Origin of the sequence: Bradyrhizobium sp. A5 (assembly GCF_042076515.1) — a bacterium.
In the GTDB taxonomy this organism is placed as follows: domain Bacteria; phylum Pseudomonadota; class Alphaproteobacteria; order Rhizobiales; family Xanthobacteraceae; genus Bradyrhizobium; species Bradyrhizobium cosmicum.
The window spans coordinates 2,418,284-2,434,646 of the sequence record NZ_CP148990.1 but is presented as its reverse complement, the minus strand read 5'-3'; the positions used below and the strand labels follow the sequence as shown (position 1 = coordinate 2,434,646).

The window sequence follows — 16,363 nt, the reverse complement described above, 5'->3', positions numbered from 1 at the left end:
TGATGAAATCCGTCGGCGTCAACGATCCAAGCGGCGTCGCGGAGGCAAGGCGGGCAGCTACCGATCTCGCACAGCGCCTGGGCTTCAACGAGACCGATAAGGGCAAGCTCGCCCTGGTCGCGACCGAACTTTCAACCAACCTCGTCAAGCACGGGTCGGGCGGGGAAATTCTGGTCGGAGCCTATGAGGACAGCGAAAGCCAGGGCATTGAGATCCTCGCGCTCGACAAGGGCGCGGGCATGAGCAATGTCGCCGCATGCCTGGAGGACGGGTATTCCAGTGCAGGCACCGCAGGCCGTGGCCTCGGTGCGGTGATACGGCAATCGCACTTCGTCGACATCGGCTCGTGGCCCGGCGTGGGGACGGCCGTGCTGGCGCGCGTCGCACCCGGCGCTGCTCCATCCATCAAACCGCCGACCGTCCCGACCTGGGGCGGTGTGTCCGTTGCCAAGGCCGGCGAAGAAGTCTGCGGCGATGCCTTGAGCGTCTCCGATGCCGGAGACGTCCGCACCCTGCTTGTGGTTGACGGCTTGGGGCATGGGCCGGAAGCGGCCGAAGCCGCGGTCGAGGCTGTCCGGCTATTCCATCGCTACAATGGAAACACGATCGCTAACCTGCTCGACTACATCCATGGCGGCTTGCGCTCGACGCGCGGGGCAGCGGTCTCGGTTGCGCGCTTCGATCCCGCCACAAAAAACATCAGCTTCTCCGGAATCGGCAATGTCGCCGGCGTCATCATCACCGCCGGCGAGACCAAGCGGATGGTGTCGATGGCCGGAACGGCGGGTTTCAATACGCGCAAGGTCCGGACTTTCGACTACCCCTTCTCGCACGGTCTGATCGTCCTGCATTCCGACGGTCTGGCCTCGAGCTGGACGGTGGACCGCTATCCCAATCTTGCGGCCCTGCACCCGTCGCTGATCGCCGCGATCCTTTATCGCGATTTCACCCGGGTTCGCGACGACGCGACCGTGCTCGTGGGCAAATGGTGAAGCACATGCCGGCATCTGCTAAATTGTGGCCTATCGTCACCGTGCCGATCGAGAACGAGAGCGATGTCGTCGCAGTCCGCCAACGCGCTCATCGCGTCGCCGACATGCTGGGATTTGAACGGCAGGACCAGACCCGCATCGCCACCGCGGTCTCCGAGCTCGCACGCAACGCCTATGGCTATGCCGGTGGCGGGCGCGCCGAATTTGCGTTGGACGCCGGAACGGTTCCGCAGCGTTTCGCCGTCCGCATCTGCGACAACGGGCCGGGCATCGACAATCTCCAGCTCATCCTCGACGGGCAATACCGTTCGTCGAGCGGGATGGGCCTTGGTCTGATCGGCGCGCGCCGGCTGATGGACACGTTCAATATCGAGTCGACGCCGGGCCAGGGGACGATCGTCGAGGTCGGGCACAAGCTGCCGCCCCACATTGCGCCGTGGCCGCGCGCCAAGCTCACCGACGTGGTCAGCAGCCTGAAGAAGGAGACCTCGTCCGATCCGCTCGCAGCCCTGCGCGAGCAGAACCGCGAGCTGATGCAGAACCTGGAGGAGCTGCGGCGCCGCGAGGAGGAAAGCCAGCAGCTCAACCAGGAGCTCGGCGACACCAACCGCGGCGTGGTGGCGCTCTACGCCGAGCTCGACGGCCGCGCCGAACAATTGCGGCAGGCCAGCGAACTCAAGACCCGCTTCCTGTCGAACATGAGCCACGAATTCAGAACACCGCTGAATTCGGTGCTGGCGCTGTCGCGCCTGCTGCTCGACCGCATCGACGGCGATTTGACGCCGGAACAGGAGCGACAGGTCGGCTACATCAGGCGATCGGCGGAGAGCCTGCTCGATCTCGTCAACGACATGCTGGATCTCGCCAAGGTCGAGGCCGGCAAGGCCGAGATCAAGCCGGTGCGGTTCGCGGTCACGAGCCTGTTCGGGGCGCTGCGCGGCGCGCTGAAGCCGCTCTTGACCAGCACGGCCGTCGAGTTGCTGTTCGAATCCCCGAAGGAGCTGCAATCACTCTACACCGATGAGGCAAAGGTGGCGCAGATCCTGCGCAACCTGATCTCGAACGCGTTGAAATTCACCGAAGAAGGCGAAGTGCGGGTGACTGCCCGCACCGGCGAAAACGGCGCGAGCATCATCTTTTCCGTCCGCGACACCGGCATCGGAATCGCGCCGGAGCATCACGAACGGATCTTCGAGGAATTCTCGCAAGTCGATACCAAGCTGCAGAGGAAGGCGAAAGGCACCGGCCTTGGGCTGCCCCTGTCACGCTCGCTGGCGCGCCTGCTCGGCGGCGACCTCATCGTCGAGAGCAACCCGGGCCAGGGCTCGATCTTCTCGCTGAAGATTCCGGCCTCGCTCGGCGAGCCGGACCTTGAGACGATGGCTCGCTCGGCCGACGACAGCAAGAGCGTGCTGCTGATCGACGACGACGAGACCTTCCGTTACGTCATGCGCCAGATCGTCGGCAACGAGACCCGCTATGAGTTCATGGAGGCCGACGGCGGCGAAGAAGGCCTGCGGCTTGCCCGCGAAAAAAAGCCGGACGTCATCGTTCTCGACCTGCAAATGCCGGCGGTGGACGGCTTCACCGTGCTGCAGCAGCTCGCCGCCGACGACCGCACCAACGGCATCCCCGTCGTCGTCTCGACGTCGATGACGATCGACGGCCCGCTCCGGGCGCGGCTGCCCGAGCATGTGCGGCTGATCTCCAAGAACGCGATCTCCCGGGAGAGCGTAACCTCGTTCCTGCGCGACGCCGTCCAGGGTGTCTCATGAGCAACAGCGAAAAGACCGTCATCCTCAACGTGGACGACCTCGAATCGCAGCGCTACGTGAAGACACGCGATCTGCAGGCCGCCGGATTTGCCGTGATCGAGGCCCAGACCGGCGCGGAGGCGCTGCGACTGATCGAGCAGCACATGCCGCCTCTCGTTCTCCTTGACGTTCAATTGCCAGACATCAACGGCTTCGAAGTCTGCGCCTTCATCAAGCAGAAATGGCCGCAAGTGATGGTGCTGCAAACGTCGGCCACTTTCACGGCGAGCGAACACCGCGTCATTGGACTGAACGCCGGCGCCGATTCCTATCTCGTGCAGCCAGCCGAACCACTCGAGCTCGCCGCCGCGATCAATGCGCTGCTACGTGTCCGCCGCTCCGAGGACGCATTGCGATCGCTGAATGCGACGCTCGACAAGCAGGTTCAGGAGCGAACCGAAGAGCTGGAAAAGGCCAACCGAAAACTGCGGCAGGAAATTGCGCAACGCAAGAAGGCGGAGTCCGAGCTGTTGCAGGCCCAGAAAATGGAGGCCGTCGGCCAGTTGACCGGAGGGCTCGCGCACGATTTCAACAATCTCCTGACCGCAGTGGTGGGCAATCTTGATCTGATACGTGCCCGTACGACAGAACCACGCATCACGAGACTGGCGGAGAACGCGTTCAAGGCGGCCGAGCGCGGCTCGAAGCTGACTGCGCAATTGCTGGCTTTCTCGCGGACCCAGAAGCTTGCGACGGAGTCCGTCGACCTCAACCGCCTGATCCTGGACGCCTCCGAATTGCTCAGCCAGTCACTCGGGGCCAATATCGCGATCAAGACCGATCTCGATGCGGGCGCACCTTTCGTGGTCGCGGACTACAACCAGCTCGAAGTCAGCCTGCTCAATCTGGCGATCAATGCCAGAGATGCGATGCCGAACGGTGGAACATTGACGATCACCACGGCTCCCAACGAGACCGACGATCGCAGGATCACGCTGTCCGTGACGGACACCGGGACGGGAATGCCGCCGGACGTGATCGCGCGCGCGTTCGATCCCTTCTTCACCACCAAGCCACCCGGCAAGGGAACGGGCCTTGGATTGTCGCAGGTCTACGGGCTGGTGCGGCAGATGGGCGGCGACGTCGACATCAAGAGCGAGGTCGGCAAGGGTACGTCGATCCAACTGGCGCTGCGCCGCTCGTTTGCCGGTACGGAGACGGCCGCCGCAGCGCAGCGCGCGGCCGAAAGCGGACACGCGGAACGGATCCTGGTCGTCGACGACGATCACGACGTCCGCGGGCTGATGACGAGTTTCCTGGCCGAGATCGGATACGTGGTACACGAAGCGGACCATGGCAACGCGGCGCTTGCCATGCAGAAGACGGTAAACCCGCAACTGATGATCATCGACTTTTCGATGCCGGGCACCAACGGCGCCGAGGTCGTCAAGGCGGCGCGGGTCGTGCAACCCACCCTCCCCGTGCTGTTCGTCAGCGGCTATGCCGATTCCGCGGCCCTGGAAGCCGCCATGGGCTCCGCACCGTTTCTCCGCAAGCCGTTCCGGCCTGCCGAGCTCGCCTCCGCGGTCCGGATGGCGCTGGATGCAGGCAGCTCCAGCAAGCCGTGACCGGCGGAAGCTACGCCTTCGCCCGGCCGACCTTGCCGCCGAAATGCTTGCCGTTCAGCTTCTTCTTTTTCGCCGCGGCGCCCTTCGCACCGGCCTTCAGCGCCTTACGCTCCGCGCGGGCCTTCACCTTGGCGCGTTCGGCGCGCGCCTCTGCGCGCAGCTTCTTGCGCTTCTTCTCGCACGAGTCGCACTTGCAGCCGATCGGCTTCAGATAGGCTTTGAAATAATCGGTGCCGTAATCGTAGTTGATCTCGTCGCCCGGCTCGATGTTCCTGATGGCGCGGATGAAGACCTTGCGCTCGCGCGGCCGGACGTCGGATTCGGCGTTGGGCCGGCAGGAATGGTTGATGTAGCGGGCGAGGTTCTTGCGCACCGAACCGTCGATGGTCCAGCGGTTGTTGAGCTCGAACAGATACTTGTTCTCGATCTCGTCATGCGCGGGGATCCTGGAGTCCAGGATCGGTCCGAAATAACGGATGATCCGGGTCCCCTTCTTGATCGGCATGGTGGCGAAGAGGCCAAGTCCGGTCCTGGAACGGCCGACACGATAGGATTTGCTGGAAGCGATGGCTGGCATGATCGAGAAAAATGAGGACGCAAACGAGGCCCGATGCCTCAAGCGAAGCCGCTCTTCTAGAACGATTCCTCGGCCCTGTCAGGTATATCCCGCCTCTGTTTGAACCTTGCCCACAATGAAGACGTCTGATGGTACGGAGTTCCCGCTGCATCAGGGCGTCATCATGAGGCGTATTGCGTTGATTTGCCTGGCCGTGCTGCTTGCCTGCTCGAACGTAGGTAATGCTGACGCCCAATCGCTGGGCAGCGCCTACACCTCGACTGCGCCAAAGGATTGCCGCCAGATCGGCAAGCCCAGCGAGCTCGACGGCAGCACCACGCGGGTCTGCCCGGGCAAGGCCGGGCTGGTGGTGCTGATCTCAGAGGACGATCTGCGCGAAATCGTCTCGGTCGGCCGCAATCGCAAGGCCGCCGGTGAGGAACCGGCGGCAAAGGTCTGGTTCGGCCCGTTCAATTCGTCGGAGATCACCGTCGAGTGGCGCGGGGCGGGTGGAAAGCCGTTCGCGATCATCCAGCGCTGGCACATCGCCGACGGCACCGACCTCGACAAGCAGGGACGGCCGAACACCAAGGCCATGCTGGTCGTGACGCGGCTGCCACCTGGCCCGGTCTGCCACGTCGCCTATGTCGACGCGACAGCCAATCCGAACGCCAATGAGCTTGCCCGAAACGCGGCTGACGAGGTCGCCCGCGGCTTCAACTGCGACGTGGACGAGGTGAAGGTCATCGGCACCAGCGGCCGCGCGGTCGAGTTCGCGACGCGGCGCTAGGCCTGCGCCCGGCCCAGGACGCTATGCCGGCAGCTTCCCGCTCATGGGCGCCACCAGCATCGCCTCGAACAGGCGTTCGGGCGTCGTGCCCTCGGGCAGGCGCCCCAGGATATCCTCGAGCCGTCCGTCGAGCAGCAGCATGGTGAACCCGTGCACCATCGACCAGGCGCGCGCGATCGCAGCGCCCTGGTTCAGCGTCAGCGAGTCCTCGCTGATCTGCTCCTGCCGCATCATGCCGATGGCGTTGGCAAGCCCGGCGAAGGAGGCCTCAGCCGCCTCGCGCAGCGACGGCCGGGAATAATCGAGGCGTTCGGTGCGGAACATGATGCCGTACATGCCTGGATGGGCCTGCGCATAGGCGACATAGGCTTTTGGCCGCGCCAGCGCGCGCGCGAGCGGCGTGGCGGCTGTATCGCACGCCGACGCCATCGCCGCGTTGAACTGGCGAAAGCCGACGGCGGCGAGTTCGCTGAGCAGGCCGGTGAGGTCGCCGAAATGATGGGTGGGTGCGGCGTGCGACACGCCCGCCTCGCGCGCCACCGCGCGCAAGGTCAGGCCGGAAAGCCCGTCGCGCTCCAGCACCCGCTCGGCCGCCTGCAGCAACGCCTCGCGCAGAGCGCCGTGATGATAAGGCGTCTCGGTCTTCGCGCTCGCGGTGCGGGGCGGCGCCGACGATACCGAGGACGTTTTCTTCGAAGTGCGCGGGCGGCGCGCCGTTTCTGACTTGGCCATGAACCCAGCTATATGACGCAATATTGACAGTGTAAAGATTTCGCTTGACCCGCGCCGCGATCGGTTCTATTTGATCTTTACGATGTAAAGATAAACGGAGGGGATACGCCGTGCAGCCGGACGCCATCATCGAGCGCCGCAACAATCTCGGGCCGATTCCATTCGAGGCCGACGCGCCCTTCCTCAGGATCGTCGGCGAATTGCCACGCGAGCTGAACGGCACGCTCTATCGCAACGGCCCTAATCCGCAGTTCGACGCGCCCGGCGCGCACTGGTTCGTCGGCGACGGCATGCTGCACGCCTTCCACCTCGAGAACGGCCGCGCCAGCTATCGCAACCGCTGGGTCCGCACGCCGAAATGGCTGGCCGAGCACGATGCCGGCCGCGCGCTGTTCGGCGGTTTCGGCCGCAAGCTGCCGGATGCGCCGCAAAACCTCACCGACGGCGGCGTCGCCAACACCAACATCATCTTCCATGCCGGCAAGCTGCTCGCGCTGGAAGAAGCGCATCTGCCGACCGAGATCGAGCCGGGCACGCTGGCAACGCGCGGCTATCACAATTATCACGGCCGCGTCGCCGGCAGTTTTACCGCGCATCCAAAGACGGATCCCGTGACCGGCGAGCTCGTGTTCTTCGGCTACAACGCAGCGGGGCCGCTGACGCCTGCCCTCTCCTGGGGATCGATCGATGTAACAGGCAAGGCGACGCGGTTCGAACGCTTCGAGGCGCCCTATGCCAGCATGGTGCACGACTTCATCGTCACCGAGAACCATGTACTGTTTCCGATCCTCCCCATCACCGGCAGCATGGAGCGCGCGATGAGCGGACGGCCGCCTTATGCCTGGGAGCCGGACAAGGGCGCCTATGTCGGCGTGATGAAGCGCAACGGCGCAGCCAAGGACATCGTCTGGTTTCGTGCCGAGGCTTGCTACGTCTTCCACGTCATGAATGCGTGGGAGGACGATGGCCGCATCGTCGCCGACGTCATGCAGTTCGAGGAAGCGCCGCTGTTTCCACATCCCGACGGCCGGCCGACCGATCCGGAGAAATCGCGCGCCCGCCACTGCCGCTGGACGTTCGATCTCTCCGGCAATACCGACCGCTTCCAGCAGACTTATCTCGACGATCTCACCGGCGAATTCCCCCGCATCGACGATCGTCGCGCCGGGCTGAAGAACCATCACGGCTGGTACGCCTGCGCCAATCCGAAACTGCCGATGTTCGGCGCGCTGTCAGGCGTCGTGCATGTCGACGGCAACGGCAAGCGGCTCGGCCAATATCTGCTGCCGGCCGGCGACACCATCTCCGAGCCGGTGTTCGTCGAGCGCGCGAGGGATACGGCCGAAGGCGACGGCTGGCTGCTCGCGGTTGTCTGGCGCGCGCGGGAAAACCGCAGCGACCTTGCCGTATTCAACGCCACCGATGTCGAGGCGGGCCCCGTCGCGCTGGTGCAGCTCGGCCATCGCGTGCCCGACGGCTTTCACGGCAATTGGGTGGGGACGGCGTAGCTCTCCCCTCGTCATTCCGGGGCGCGCGTTAGCGCGAACCCGGAATCCATTTTGCCGCACGTCCGACGCCCGATGGATTCTCCGATGCGCAATTGCGCATCGGAGCTCGACGCTTCGCGTCGCCCCGGAATGACAGAAGAGGAGCCTCCCATGCACCTGCCCTCAATCACCGACTGCCTCGCCGCGCTCGCGTTCCCGACGATCCGGCTCCAGCGGGGCAGCCGGACCATTTTCAACGGCGGCATCCTGCTCGCCATCGGCCTCCTTATCGCGACCGGACTGCCGGTCCTGTCACGCCTGCCCTGGGCGGAATTCGCCCAAGAGGCGTCCGACCAAGCCATTGCGGCATTTCATCTTTTGGAGGTCACTTACGTAATTTTGACGCTGTAAAGATTTCGCTTGCCCCGCCGGACCGGCTCGACTATCTATCTTGACACTGTAAAGATTAGCCAGACTGAGGCCGTCCATGGCGATTTTCCTGATCCTCGCGCCCTACGGCGTCTACTCTTTCCTGATGCTGGTGACGTCGGCGACTTCAAGCGTGTTCGCGGCCTCCGCGATCTGCCTCGCCACCATCGCGATCGACGTTGCGCGCGGCCGCTCCGTGAAGATCCTGGCCGCGGGCTCGGCGATCATCTTCGCCGCCATCGGCCTCACCCTCGCGCTGGTCGATCCCGCGCTCGGCACGCTCGGCGTCAAGCTGTCGGTCGATATCGGCATCTTCGTAATCTCGCTCGGCTCGATGCTGGTTCGCCGTCCCTTCACGCTGCAATATGCGGTTGAAGCGGTCCCCGCCGAGACCGCGGCGATCCCCGGCTTCCTCACTGCCAACTACATCATCACCGGCGCCTGGACCGCGGCCGCGCTGTTGATGATGGCAGCGAACATCGTGCTGCTCTACTTTCCCGGCCTGCCGGTCTGGTCGGGCCTTGCGGTCGCCTTCGCCGCCCGCAACAGTGCGATCTATTTCACGAAGTGGTATCCCGAATATTGCCAGATCAAATATGCTGCGCCCGCCACCGCGCTGCCCCACGCCCATTGAAGACAGGACAGACGATGAAAGACGTATTCCGCCGGCTCGTCTCTGATTTCCTCTCCACCATCGTCTTCCTGGTGATTTATCTGACGACCGACAACGTCATCCTCGCAACGACGGTCGCTATCCTCGGCGCCATCGGCCAGGTGGTCTGGGCGCGGATCAAGGGCCAGACGCTCGGCTACATGACCTGGGCAAGCCTCGGTCTCGTCATCGTGCTCGGTGGCGCGACCCTGCTCACCAACGACCCGCGCTTCGTGCTGGCAAAGCCGGCGATCGGGCATATCGCGATCGGCATCATCATGCTCAAGCGCGGCTGGATGCTGCGCTACCTGCCGGCGATCGTGACCGAGACCATTCCGGAATACGTCACCGTCGCGGGCTACGCCTGGGCCGCGCTGATGTTCGTGCTCGCCGCAGGCACCGTCGCGGTTGCCATGACGGGCGACATGAAGCTGTGGGTCTTCTATATTTCGGTGGTGTTGATCGGCGCGAAGCTTGTGGCGTTCGCGATCCAGTACGTCGCTTTCCGTCTCCTTGTCGGAAGCCGCATCCGCGCGGCCCGCGCCTGAGGCCGCGTCAAAGAGAGCGTTAGGCAGGCCCCGCGAGTTGGGTTATAGGCGTTTCTGGCCAGCCTTGCGAATTGTCGCGGGCCGCCGGAAAAAGTCGGGAGACGCGAATGGCCGTGGACGGCAACTGGAATCTGACCATGACGACGCCGATGGGCGAGCGCCAGGCGACGCTGACCCTGTCGAGCTCCGGCGGCACGCTGACGGGCACTCAGGGCGCCGACGGCAACTCCGCCGAGATCTTCGACGGCACCATCAGCGGCGACGCCGTCAACTGGAAAGTCTCGATCGACAAGCCGATGCCGTTGACGCTCGAGTTCATCGGAAAGGTCTCCGGCGACAGCATGAGCGGCGAAATGGGCATCGGCCCGATGGGCAGCTTCCCGTTCACCGGTACGAAGGCGTAAAGCCGCGCATCAGGCAACCATGCGCATTCTCCGTCTCATCGCGGCAACGATCCTCTGCGTCGCGACACAAGCGGCGCGTGCGGATGACACCGAACCGGCGTGGCGCGCAAGCGCGCTCGCCATGGTACCCGCCGGCTATGTCGCAGGCTCCGCCTACCGGACCGATGGCGCGACCGGCTACCTCGCCGTTGATCCCGCCACGTCGAACGATCCAAAGACCCCGGCAAGCGTGTTCGCTGCGCGCCAGATGCTCGTCGTCACGCTCACACCGGATGCGACGCGCGCGATCTCGGCCGAGCTGAAGCCCCGCACCGGGCCGGATCCTGACAACGACGACACCGATTTCGCCAAGCTGCACGCCGATCTCGCCGGCAAGCGCGCAAGCTTGCCTTCAGGCACCGAGCCCTGCGACCTCGGCGCTTGGTCCATCGACAAGGATCCTGATGGCCTCAACGTGCGCGCCGAGCCATCAACCAAGGCGCGCGTGCTCGGCACGCTGCCGCCGCCCTACCGGCTCAAGCTCGGGGGTGCCGAGAACACACCCGACGGCGGCTGGCTGACCGAATTCCGCATCATCGGCTTCAGGGATGGCTGGTTTCTGATCGAAGGCGCCAAGCCGCCGGGCAAGGACTACGAGGACGACAAACGATATCCGCGCAATGCGCCAAAGCCCTATGCCGGGCGCGGTTGGGTCGCCTCCAACAAGGTTGGCGCCGCCTATGCCAACGGCGCGACCCGCATGGGCGGACTGTTTCAGGCGCCCTTCGTCGATGCCAAATGGATGCCCGCCCAGCGCGAGCTCGGCGGTGCGATCGACACCGACGGCGGCCCGAAGCGCATCTTCGCCTGCAGCGGCCTCTGGGGCCTGGTCGAGAGCCAGGACGGCGTCCGCGGCTGGTGGCGCGGTCTGTGCTCCAACCAGGTCACGAATTGCAGTTAGCGATCCGATCTCCCCGCCCTGCGGGCCGTAGGGCAATCGCACATGCTTTCTGGCTACCACTGAGCAAGCGCCTCGTCCTTCGAGACGACCGCTTCGCGGTCTCCTCAGGATGAGGCTGAACTACGTCGGCGTCCCAGAAACTGCAGCCGCATACTCCGCCCTCATCCTGAGGGCCCGCCAACGGCGGGCGTCTCGAAGGATGCGCCGCGGGGGGACAGCTTCAACAGCGATCGCCGCCGCAAGCGGGGCCAGGTGATGCGCTAGCCCAAATTCAACTCCTTGAAGAAGTCGTTCCCCTTGTCGTCGATGATGATGAAGGCCGGGAAGTCGACGACTTCGATGCGCCAGATCGCTTCCATGCCGAGCTCGGGATATTCGAGCACCTCGACCTTCTTGATGCAGTGCTCGGCGAGGTTTGCCGCGGCGCCGCCGATCGAGCCGAGATAGAAGCCGCCATACTTCTTGCAGGCCTCGCGCACGGCCGGCGCGCGGTTGCCCTTGGCCACCATCACCATCGAGCCGCCGGCGGCCTGGAATTGGTCGACGAAGGAATCCATGCGGCCCGCGGTGGTCGGACCGAACGCGCCGGAGGCGTAACCCTCGGGAGTCTTGGCGGGGCCCGCGTAGTAGACCGGGTGGTTCTTGAAATAATCCGGCAGCGGCTCGCCCTTGTCGAGACGCTCGCGCAGCTTGGCATGCGCGGAATCGCGCGCGACGATCATGGTGCCGGTCATCGAGACCCGCGTCTTGATCGGATACTTCGAGAACGTCGCCAGGATGTCCTTCATCGGCTGGTTGAGGTCGATCTTGACGACCTCGCCGCCGAGCGACTGCTCGACCTGCGGCAGATACTGCGCAGGGTTGTGCTCGAGCTCCTCGAGATAGACACCATCCTTCGTGATCTTGCCGAGCACCTGGCGATCGGCCGAGCAGGACACCCCAAGGCCGATCGGCAGCGAGGCGCCATGACGCGGCATGCGGATCACGCGCACGTCGTGACAGAAATATTTGCCGCCGAACTGCGCGCCGACGCCGAGCGACTGCGTCATCCTGTGAATTTCCTGCTCCATCTCGACGTCGCGGAAGGCGTTGCCGTCGGGCGAGCCGTGGGTCGGTAGCGCATCGAGATAGCGGGCGGAGGCGAGCTTCACCGTCTTCATGCAGAGCTCGGCCGAAGTGCCGCCGATCACGATGGCGAGGTGATAGGGCGGGCACGCCGCGGTGCCGAGGGTGAGGATCTTTTCCTTCAGAAAGGCGAGCAGCCGATCCTTGGTCAGCACCGAGGGCGTGGCCTGGAACAGGAAGCTCTTGTTCGCGGAGCCGCCGCCCTTGGCCATGAACATGAACTTGTAGGCGTCATCCCCCTCGGCGTAGATCTCGCACTGCGCCGGCATGTTGTTGGCGGTGTTCTTCTCCTCGTACATCGAGAGCGGCGCGACCTGCGAGTAGCGCAGATTGCGGCGCAGGTAGGCATCACGCGCGCCTTCCGACAGCGCGGCCTCGTCGTCACCGTCGGTGATGACATTGCAGCCCTTCTTGCCCATGATGATCGCGGTGCCGGTGTCCTGGCACATCGGCAGCACGCCGCCGGCCGCGATGTTGGCGTTCTTCAGGAAGTCCAGCGCGACGAACTTGTCGTTCGGGCTGGCCTCGCCGTCCTCCAGGATCGCGCGGAGCTGCTTCAGATGGCCGGGGCGCAGATAATGGTTGATGTCGCCGAAAGCTGCCTCCGACAGCGCCCGCAGCGCCTCGCGCGACACCACCAGCATGTCCCTGCCCAGGACCTTCTCGACCCGCACGCCCTCGGCCGTGATCTTCTTGTAGGGCGTCTCGTCCTTGCCCAGCGGGAACAGCGGGGTGTGCTTGTAGGGCGGAACGGGCTTGGATTGGTCGGGGAAAGCGGTGGGAGCGTTCATGGGGGCGGATCTCGGGGTTTTGGAGCCCTCGCGGGCCTCTCAGCATGGAAGCGTTCTAAGCTTTTTTGCCACAAAGGGAAGGCGCTACGGCGCGGCCAGGGCATCCCGATTCGGCGGCTGTCGGCGGCAACCCGGGGCCACCATGATGCGTGGGAAGTCCGAGGTGCCCCCCTTGCACTCCGCGTGCGACGACGGTTGAATACGCGCCCTAAGGGGCTTTTCAAATGATTTTCAAACCGCACTTCCGCGGCGCGATCCTGGTCGCCGCCGCCATCACCGGACTTGTGACCCTCGCCTCACCCGCGCGCGCCGACCGTTGCGACGACAGCGCCAAGGAGCTGGCGAACCAGGTCGATCGCCTCAAGGTGAATTTCCGGGCAGCAAACGTCGTCTACCTGACGCACCCGCTCGCCAAGGAGCTGTCGGTGGCTTGCCGCGGCGATAAATATTCCATCGAGCTCTATGCCAAGGGCGATCGCAAGCCCAAGCCGGAGTTCTATGCACTGGTGGGGTCGATGGCGGCGATCGTCTTCACCGTGACCAAGGACGACACCACGACGGGCGCAACACGCTGCCTGAAGCGGATGGGACTACTCCGCGGTGACAAGGTCGCCATGCGCTACCGGCGGCTCAACATGGAATGCACCCGCACCAAGACCGATGCGTCCATCGTGATCACGCGCGGCAAGGACGAATAGAAGCGCGCCTTCCACCACATCAGATCCCTCGCATTTTAACGATTGGCTTGAAGGAAACTTCGTCCCTCGCGGCGCACGGTCAATTGTTTCTATATGTGAGGATTTGTGGATGAGCGTTTCTACCGTTACGCCGCCGCCGATCGCGATCGTGGTCCCGAGCTACGACACGACCAAGCAGCAGGACGACCAGGCCAAGACCAAGGACAACGACCCGACCTACAAGCCGCCGCCGCCGGCGCCGCTGCCGCCGGGTCAGGGCACGCGGATCGATCAGCTCGCCTGATCGAGCCTGCCGATGACGAAGCGCCCGATCCGGTCGATCGGGCCTTTCGCGCATCCGGCCAGATCTTTGCCGGATAAGCGAGCCGATATCGCGCGCGGTCGATCCAGAGCGCCGCGCATCATCGCATGCCTGCCGCTGCAGAACGCGATCACAGCCGGCGCGATCGACGCGCTTCTGTTCGCGTGCGCCATGAGCACGCATCACGCCTCTCTGCGATAAGCCGAGACCTCCCGGAAAAACGCGCGCGCTCCTCCAATCGGGCGACGCCACCGCGTCCGGCCCCCGCTAGACAGCGTCCGCACCCACGCAACGGGAGTCGCGACGATGTTCTGCAAGCCCCCCTGCCCAGACGAGCACGACCTCTCCCCCGTCCCCGACGATTTAAATGAGCGATCTGGTCCGGAGCGTTCACAGACGCTCGGGGGCCATGACGCGTTCGGGCGATTGATCGCGCCCGAAACGGCCGGTCCGGAACGGGGGCTGCCGCCAGCCTCTCTCCGGACCGGCTAGACTCTCTTGTTTTGACGCGTTTCGCGCGAACCGGCATCCACTTCGCTCGAAATCGCTCTAGCCATCGAGCTCCCTGTAGCGGCGGAAGATACCCTGCTCGTTGAAGGGAATGCGGCGCTCGCTCGCAAGATAGGCCTTGATGTTCGGCCTCGCGGCGATCCGGTCGTGCAGGCCGACGAGGCCGGGGATGTCTGCCTCGAACGCCTTCATGCGCCTGGGGAAGGCGTAGCGCAGCCCGGCGACGATCTGGAATAGCGAGAGATCGACATAGGTGAGCCTGCGTCCGGTGACATAGGCGCCGCCATTGTCGGTAAGGAGCTGCTCGAAATAGCCGAGATATTTCGGCACGCGCTCGCTCCAGAACTCGGCCGTGCGCTTCCTGGCCGCCGGCTTCTGGTCTTCGTAGTAGAGCGACGGTCCGAGCGGATGATGGGTGTCGTGGATCTCCAGCACGAGATCGGTGATGGTGAGCTCAAGCTGGTGCACCCAGAGCTTTCCCGCTTCCGTCTTCGGCGCGAGCCCGTGACGACCGCCGAGATAAAGCAGAATGTTGGCGGTCTGACCGATGACCAGCTTGCCGGCTTTCAGGAACGGCGGCGCAAAGGGCGGCGTGCCCTTCGCGTCCATCATCTTCATCATCGCGCCGGTGCCGCGCGGACCGCGCGCGACGTCCACGTAAGCCGCACCCGCCTCCTCCAGCGCCAGCCGCACATATTCGCCGCGGCCCTGGATCTCGGGCCAATAGTAGAGCTCGTATTTCATGGGAGGGGTCCGTGCATGTGGGGGGCGACCGGACCAATCTAACACGCGGCTCCCGGTTCCGTCAGGGTGGGGCTCAGTGACGGAGGAGAGAGCTCAAGCCGCACAAACGAAAAGGGCGCCGTGCCGAAGCACGACGCCCTTGTCTTCAATTCGAAGGCGATCAGTTGGTCTGCTGGATCGCCGACAATTCCCAAGCGCCGTTCGGACGGCGGGCGAAGGTCCAGACCTCGGTGGCCTCGCCCGGCTGCTCGCTGCCGTCGACGATCGCGCCGGTGTTGCGGTCGAGCGTCTTGTCGGTGAGTGCGAAGCGCAGCGCCACCGTGGCGTAGTCGGTCTCGCCTTCGCGCCAGGATTCCGCGAGATCGCCCTGCAACAGTTTCACATTCGTGACCTTGTTGACGACGTTGCGCGCCCGGTTCTTGCCGAGGTCCTGCTCGAAATAGGAGACCATCTCCGGCGTCGCGAGCGTGTGCAGCTTGGCCACGTCCTCGTTCGACCAGGCGGCCTGGACATCACCGAGCAGGCGCTCGAACGCCTCGTAGTCATCAGGCTTGATCTCGAGCGGGGCGTTGTTGGCGCCACCGAAGCCGAAGCCGCCAAGACCGCTGCCAAGACCGCCGCCAAGGCCACCACCAGGAGCGCCGCCGCCAAGGCCGCTGCGATAGTTCGGCTGCGGACCCTGACCGGCGCTCGCATCGGCGTTGGCATAGGCCGCCTGCGGCGTGTGGCGGCGCTGCCACCAGGACATCGCCAGCCGCACCACGACAACCACCAGCACGATCTGGATGATCAGGCCGAGGATCGACGACAGGCCGCCGAGGCCGCCAAACAGGCCGCCGCCGAACAGCATGCCGAGCAGGCCTGCACCGAGGAAGCCGGCCGCGAGGCCGCCCATGAAGCCGCCGGCACGGCCGAACAGGCCGCCGCGCGCGGGCGCGGCTGCGGCCGAATTCATGCCTGCGCCCGGTTGGGTGTAGGTGCGGTTGAACTGCGAGGCCGAGCCCGGCGCGGTCGTGGTCGAGGGCGGCGCCGAATAGGTCCGCGAGCCGCGCGAACCCGACGACATGCCGCCACCGACCCGCGCGTCGGCGGACGAGATCGCCAGTGCAGTCGGCAGCGCAAGCGCCAGCACGACGGCGATCGTCTTGAAGAGACTGCGGGAGCGTTGCGAGAAATTCATGTTCGTTTCCCAAATCCCCGGCATGGGGACGTGCATCCTAAGATGGGCAGACTTCCCGAAAAAGGAAGCCGGTTTCGGAACCCATGGCTGCGGCCCTCAGTC

At 64.8% G+C, this 16,363-nt stretch carries 18 protein-coding genes; 12 read left to right on the top strand and 6 right to left on the bottom strand.

Features of this window, described 5'->3' with window-relative positions; genetic code table 11:
• Window positions 1-2: 2 nt before the first annotated feature.
• Genes WHZ77_RS11460 through WHZ77_RS11450 form a run of 3 tightly spaced genes read left to right on the top strand, consistent with a single transcriptional unit; the run spans window position 3 to window position 4,374 of the window.
• On the top strand, window positions 3-992 hold the full coding sequence (locus WHZ77_RS11460; RefSeq protein ID WP_375313765.1) for an ATP-binding SpoIIE family protein phosphatase: 990 nt from the start codon (window positions 3-5) through the stop codon (window positions 990-992).
• Between the two features lie 5 nt (window positions 993-997).
• On the top strand, window positions 998-2,767 hold the full coding sequence (locus WHZ77_RS11455; RefSeq protein WP_375313764.1) for an ATP-binding protein: 1,770 nt from the start codon (window positions 998-1,000) through the stop codon (window positions 2,765-2,767).
• Window positions 2,764-4,374, top strand: coding sequence for a response regulator (locus WHZ77_RS11450; protein WP_375313763.1), 1,611 nt, complete (start codon window positions 2,764-2,766; stop codon window positions 4,372-4,374). Before WHZ77_RS11455 ends, WHZ77_RS11450 begins: the two co-directional genes overlap by 4 nt.
• Before the next feature lie 10 nt (window positions 4,375-4,384).
• Here the strand turns inward: WHZ77_RS11450 and WHZ77_RS11445 are convergent, their stop codons facing one another.
• Complete coding sequence (locus WHZ77_RS11445; protein WP_375313762.1) at window positions 4,385-4,951, bottom strand: SET domain-containing protein; 567 nt, start codon at window positions 4,949-4,951, stop codon at window positions 4,385-4,387.
• 115 nt (window positions 4,952-5,066) lie between these two features.
• Here WHZ77_RS11445 and WHZ77_RS11440 point away from each other — a divergent pair, with 115 nt between their 5' ends.
• A complete protein-coding gene (locus WHZ77_RS11440) occupies window positions 5,067-5,720 on the top strand; it encodes a hypothetical protein (RefSeq protein WP_375313761.1) in 654 nt (217 codons plus the stop codon).
• A 21-nt stretch (window positions 5,721-5,741) separates the two neighbouring features.
• On the opposite strand, the gene WHZ77_RS11435 is transcribed toward WHZ77_RS11440, so the two are convergent.
• Window positions 5,742-6,452 (bottom strand): TetR/AcrR family transcriptional regulator, encoded by a 711-nt coding sequence (locus WHZ77_RS11435; protein WP_375313760.1) that lies wholly within the window; start codon window positions 6,450-6,452, stop codon window positions 5,742-5,744.
• A 110-nt stretch (window positions 6,453-6,562) separates the two neighbouring features.
• Between WHZ77_RS11435 and WHZ77_RS11430 the strand changes: the two genes are divergently transcribed.
• The 6 genes from WHZ77_RS11430 to WHZ77_RS11405 all read left to right on the top strand — a co-directional run bounded on the left by WHZ77_RS11430 (window position 6,563) and on the right by WHZ77_RS11405 (window position 10,912).
• On the top strand, window positions 6,563-7,960 hold the full coding sequence (locus WHZ77_RS11430; RefSeq protein WP_375313759.1) for a carotenoid oxygenase family protein: 1,398 nt from the start codon (window positions 6,563-6,565) through the stop codon (window positions 7,958-7,960).
• An 84-nt stretch (window positions 7,961-8,044) separates the two neighbouring features.
• Complete coding sequence (locus WHZ77_RS11425) at window positions 8,045-8,350, top strand: hypothetical protein (RefSeq protein WP_375313758.1); 306 nt, start codon at window positions 8,045-8,047, stop codon at window positions 8,348-8,350.
• A 76-nt stretch (window positions 8,351-8,426) separates the two neighbouring features.
• Window positions 8,427-9,002, top strand: a complete 576-nt coding sequence (locus WHZ77_RS11420; RefSeq protein ID WP_375313757.1) for a hypothetical protein — start codon at window positions 8,427-8,429, stop codon at window positions 9,000-9,002.
• A 14-nt stretch (window positions 9,003-9,016) separates the two neighbouring features.
• Entirely contained in the window at window positions 9,017-9,568 is a 552-nt protein-coding gene (locus WHZ77_RS11415) for an inner membrane-spanning protein YciB (RefSeq protein ID WP_375313756.1), read from the top strand.
• 107 nt (window positions 9,569-9,675) lie between these two features.
• Window positions 9,676-9,972 carry a hypothetical protein gene (locus WHZ77_RS11410; RefSeq protein ID WP_143840772.1) on the top strand — a complete coding sequence of 99 codons (297 nt, stop codon included), beginning with the start codon at window positions 9,676-9,678 and terminating at the stop codon, window positions 9,970-9,972.
• A gap of 19 nt (window positions 9,973-9,991) precedes the next feature.
• Window positions 9,992-10,912, top strand: a complete 921-nt coding sequence (locus tag WHZ77_RS11405) for an SH3 domain-containing protein (RefSeq protein WP_375313755.1) — start codon at window positions 9,992-9,994, stop codon at window positions 10,910-10,912.
• A 260-nt stretch (window positions 10,913-11,172) separates the two neighbouring features.
• Here WHZ77_RS11405 and WHZ77_RS11400 read toward each other — a convergent pair whose 3' ends face one another.
• Window positions 11,173-12,828, bottom strand: a complete 1,656-nt coding sequence (locus WHZ77_RS11400; protein ID WP_375313754.1) for a fumarate hydratase — start codon at window positions 12,826-12,828, stop codon at window positions 11,173-11,175.
• Between the two features lie 224 nt (window positions 12,829-13,052).
• Here WHZ77_RS11400 and WHZ77_RS11395 point away from each other — a divergent pair, with 224 nt between their 5' ends.
• Window positions 13,053-13,526: a hypothetical protein gene (locus WHZ77_RS11395; RefSeq protein WP_375313753.1), complete on the top strand. Its 474-nt coding sequence runs from the start codon at window positions 13,053-13,055 to the stop codon at window positions 13,524-13,526.
• Between the two features lie 109 nt (window positions 13,527-13,635).
• Window positions 13,636-13,809 (top strand): hypothetical protein, encoded by a 174-nt coding sequence (locus WHZ77_RS11390; RefSeq protein ID WP_015684977.1) that lies wholly within the window; start codon window positions 13,636-13,638, stop codon window positions 13,807-13,809.
• Here WHZ77_RS11390 and WHZ77_RS11385 read toward each other — a convergent pair.
• The 3 genes from WHZ77_RS11385 to WHZ77_RS11375 all read right to left on the bottom strand — a co-directional run bounded on the left by WHZ77_RS11385 (window position 13,797) and on the right by WHZ77_RS11375 (window position 16,285).
• A complete protein-coding gene (locus tag WHZ77_RS11385; RefSeq protein WP_375313752.1) occupies window positions 13,797-14,000 on the bottom strand; it encodes a hypothetical protein in 204 nt (67 codons plus the stop codon). The genes WHZ77_RS11390 and WHZ77_RS11385 overlap by 13 nt on opposite strands.
• A 376-nt stretch (window positions 14,001-14,376) precedes the next feature.
• Window positions 14,377-15,081, bottom strand: coding sequence for a glutathione S-transferase (locus WHZ77_RS11380; protein ID WP_375313751.1), 705 nt, complete (start codon window positions 15,079-15,081; stop codon window positions 14,377-14,379).
• A 160-nt stretch (window positions 15,082-15,241) separates the two neighbouring features.
• Window positions 15,242-16,285: a Tim44-like domain-containing protein gene (locus tag WHZ77_RS11375; RefSeq protein ID WP_375313750.1), complete on the bottom strand. Its 1,044-nt coding sequence runs from the start codon at window positions 16,283-16,285 to the stop codon at window positions 15,242-15,244.
• Window positions 16,286-16,363: the final 78 nt, after the last annotated feature.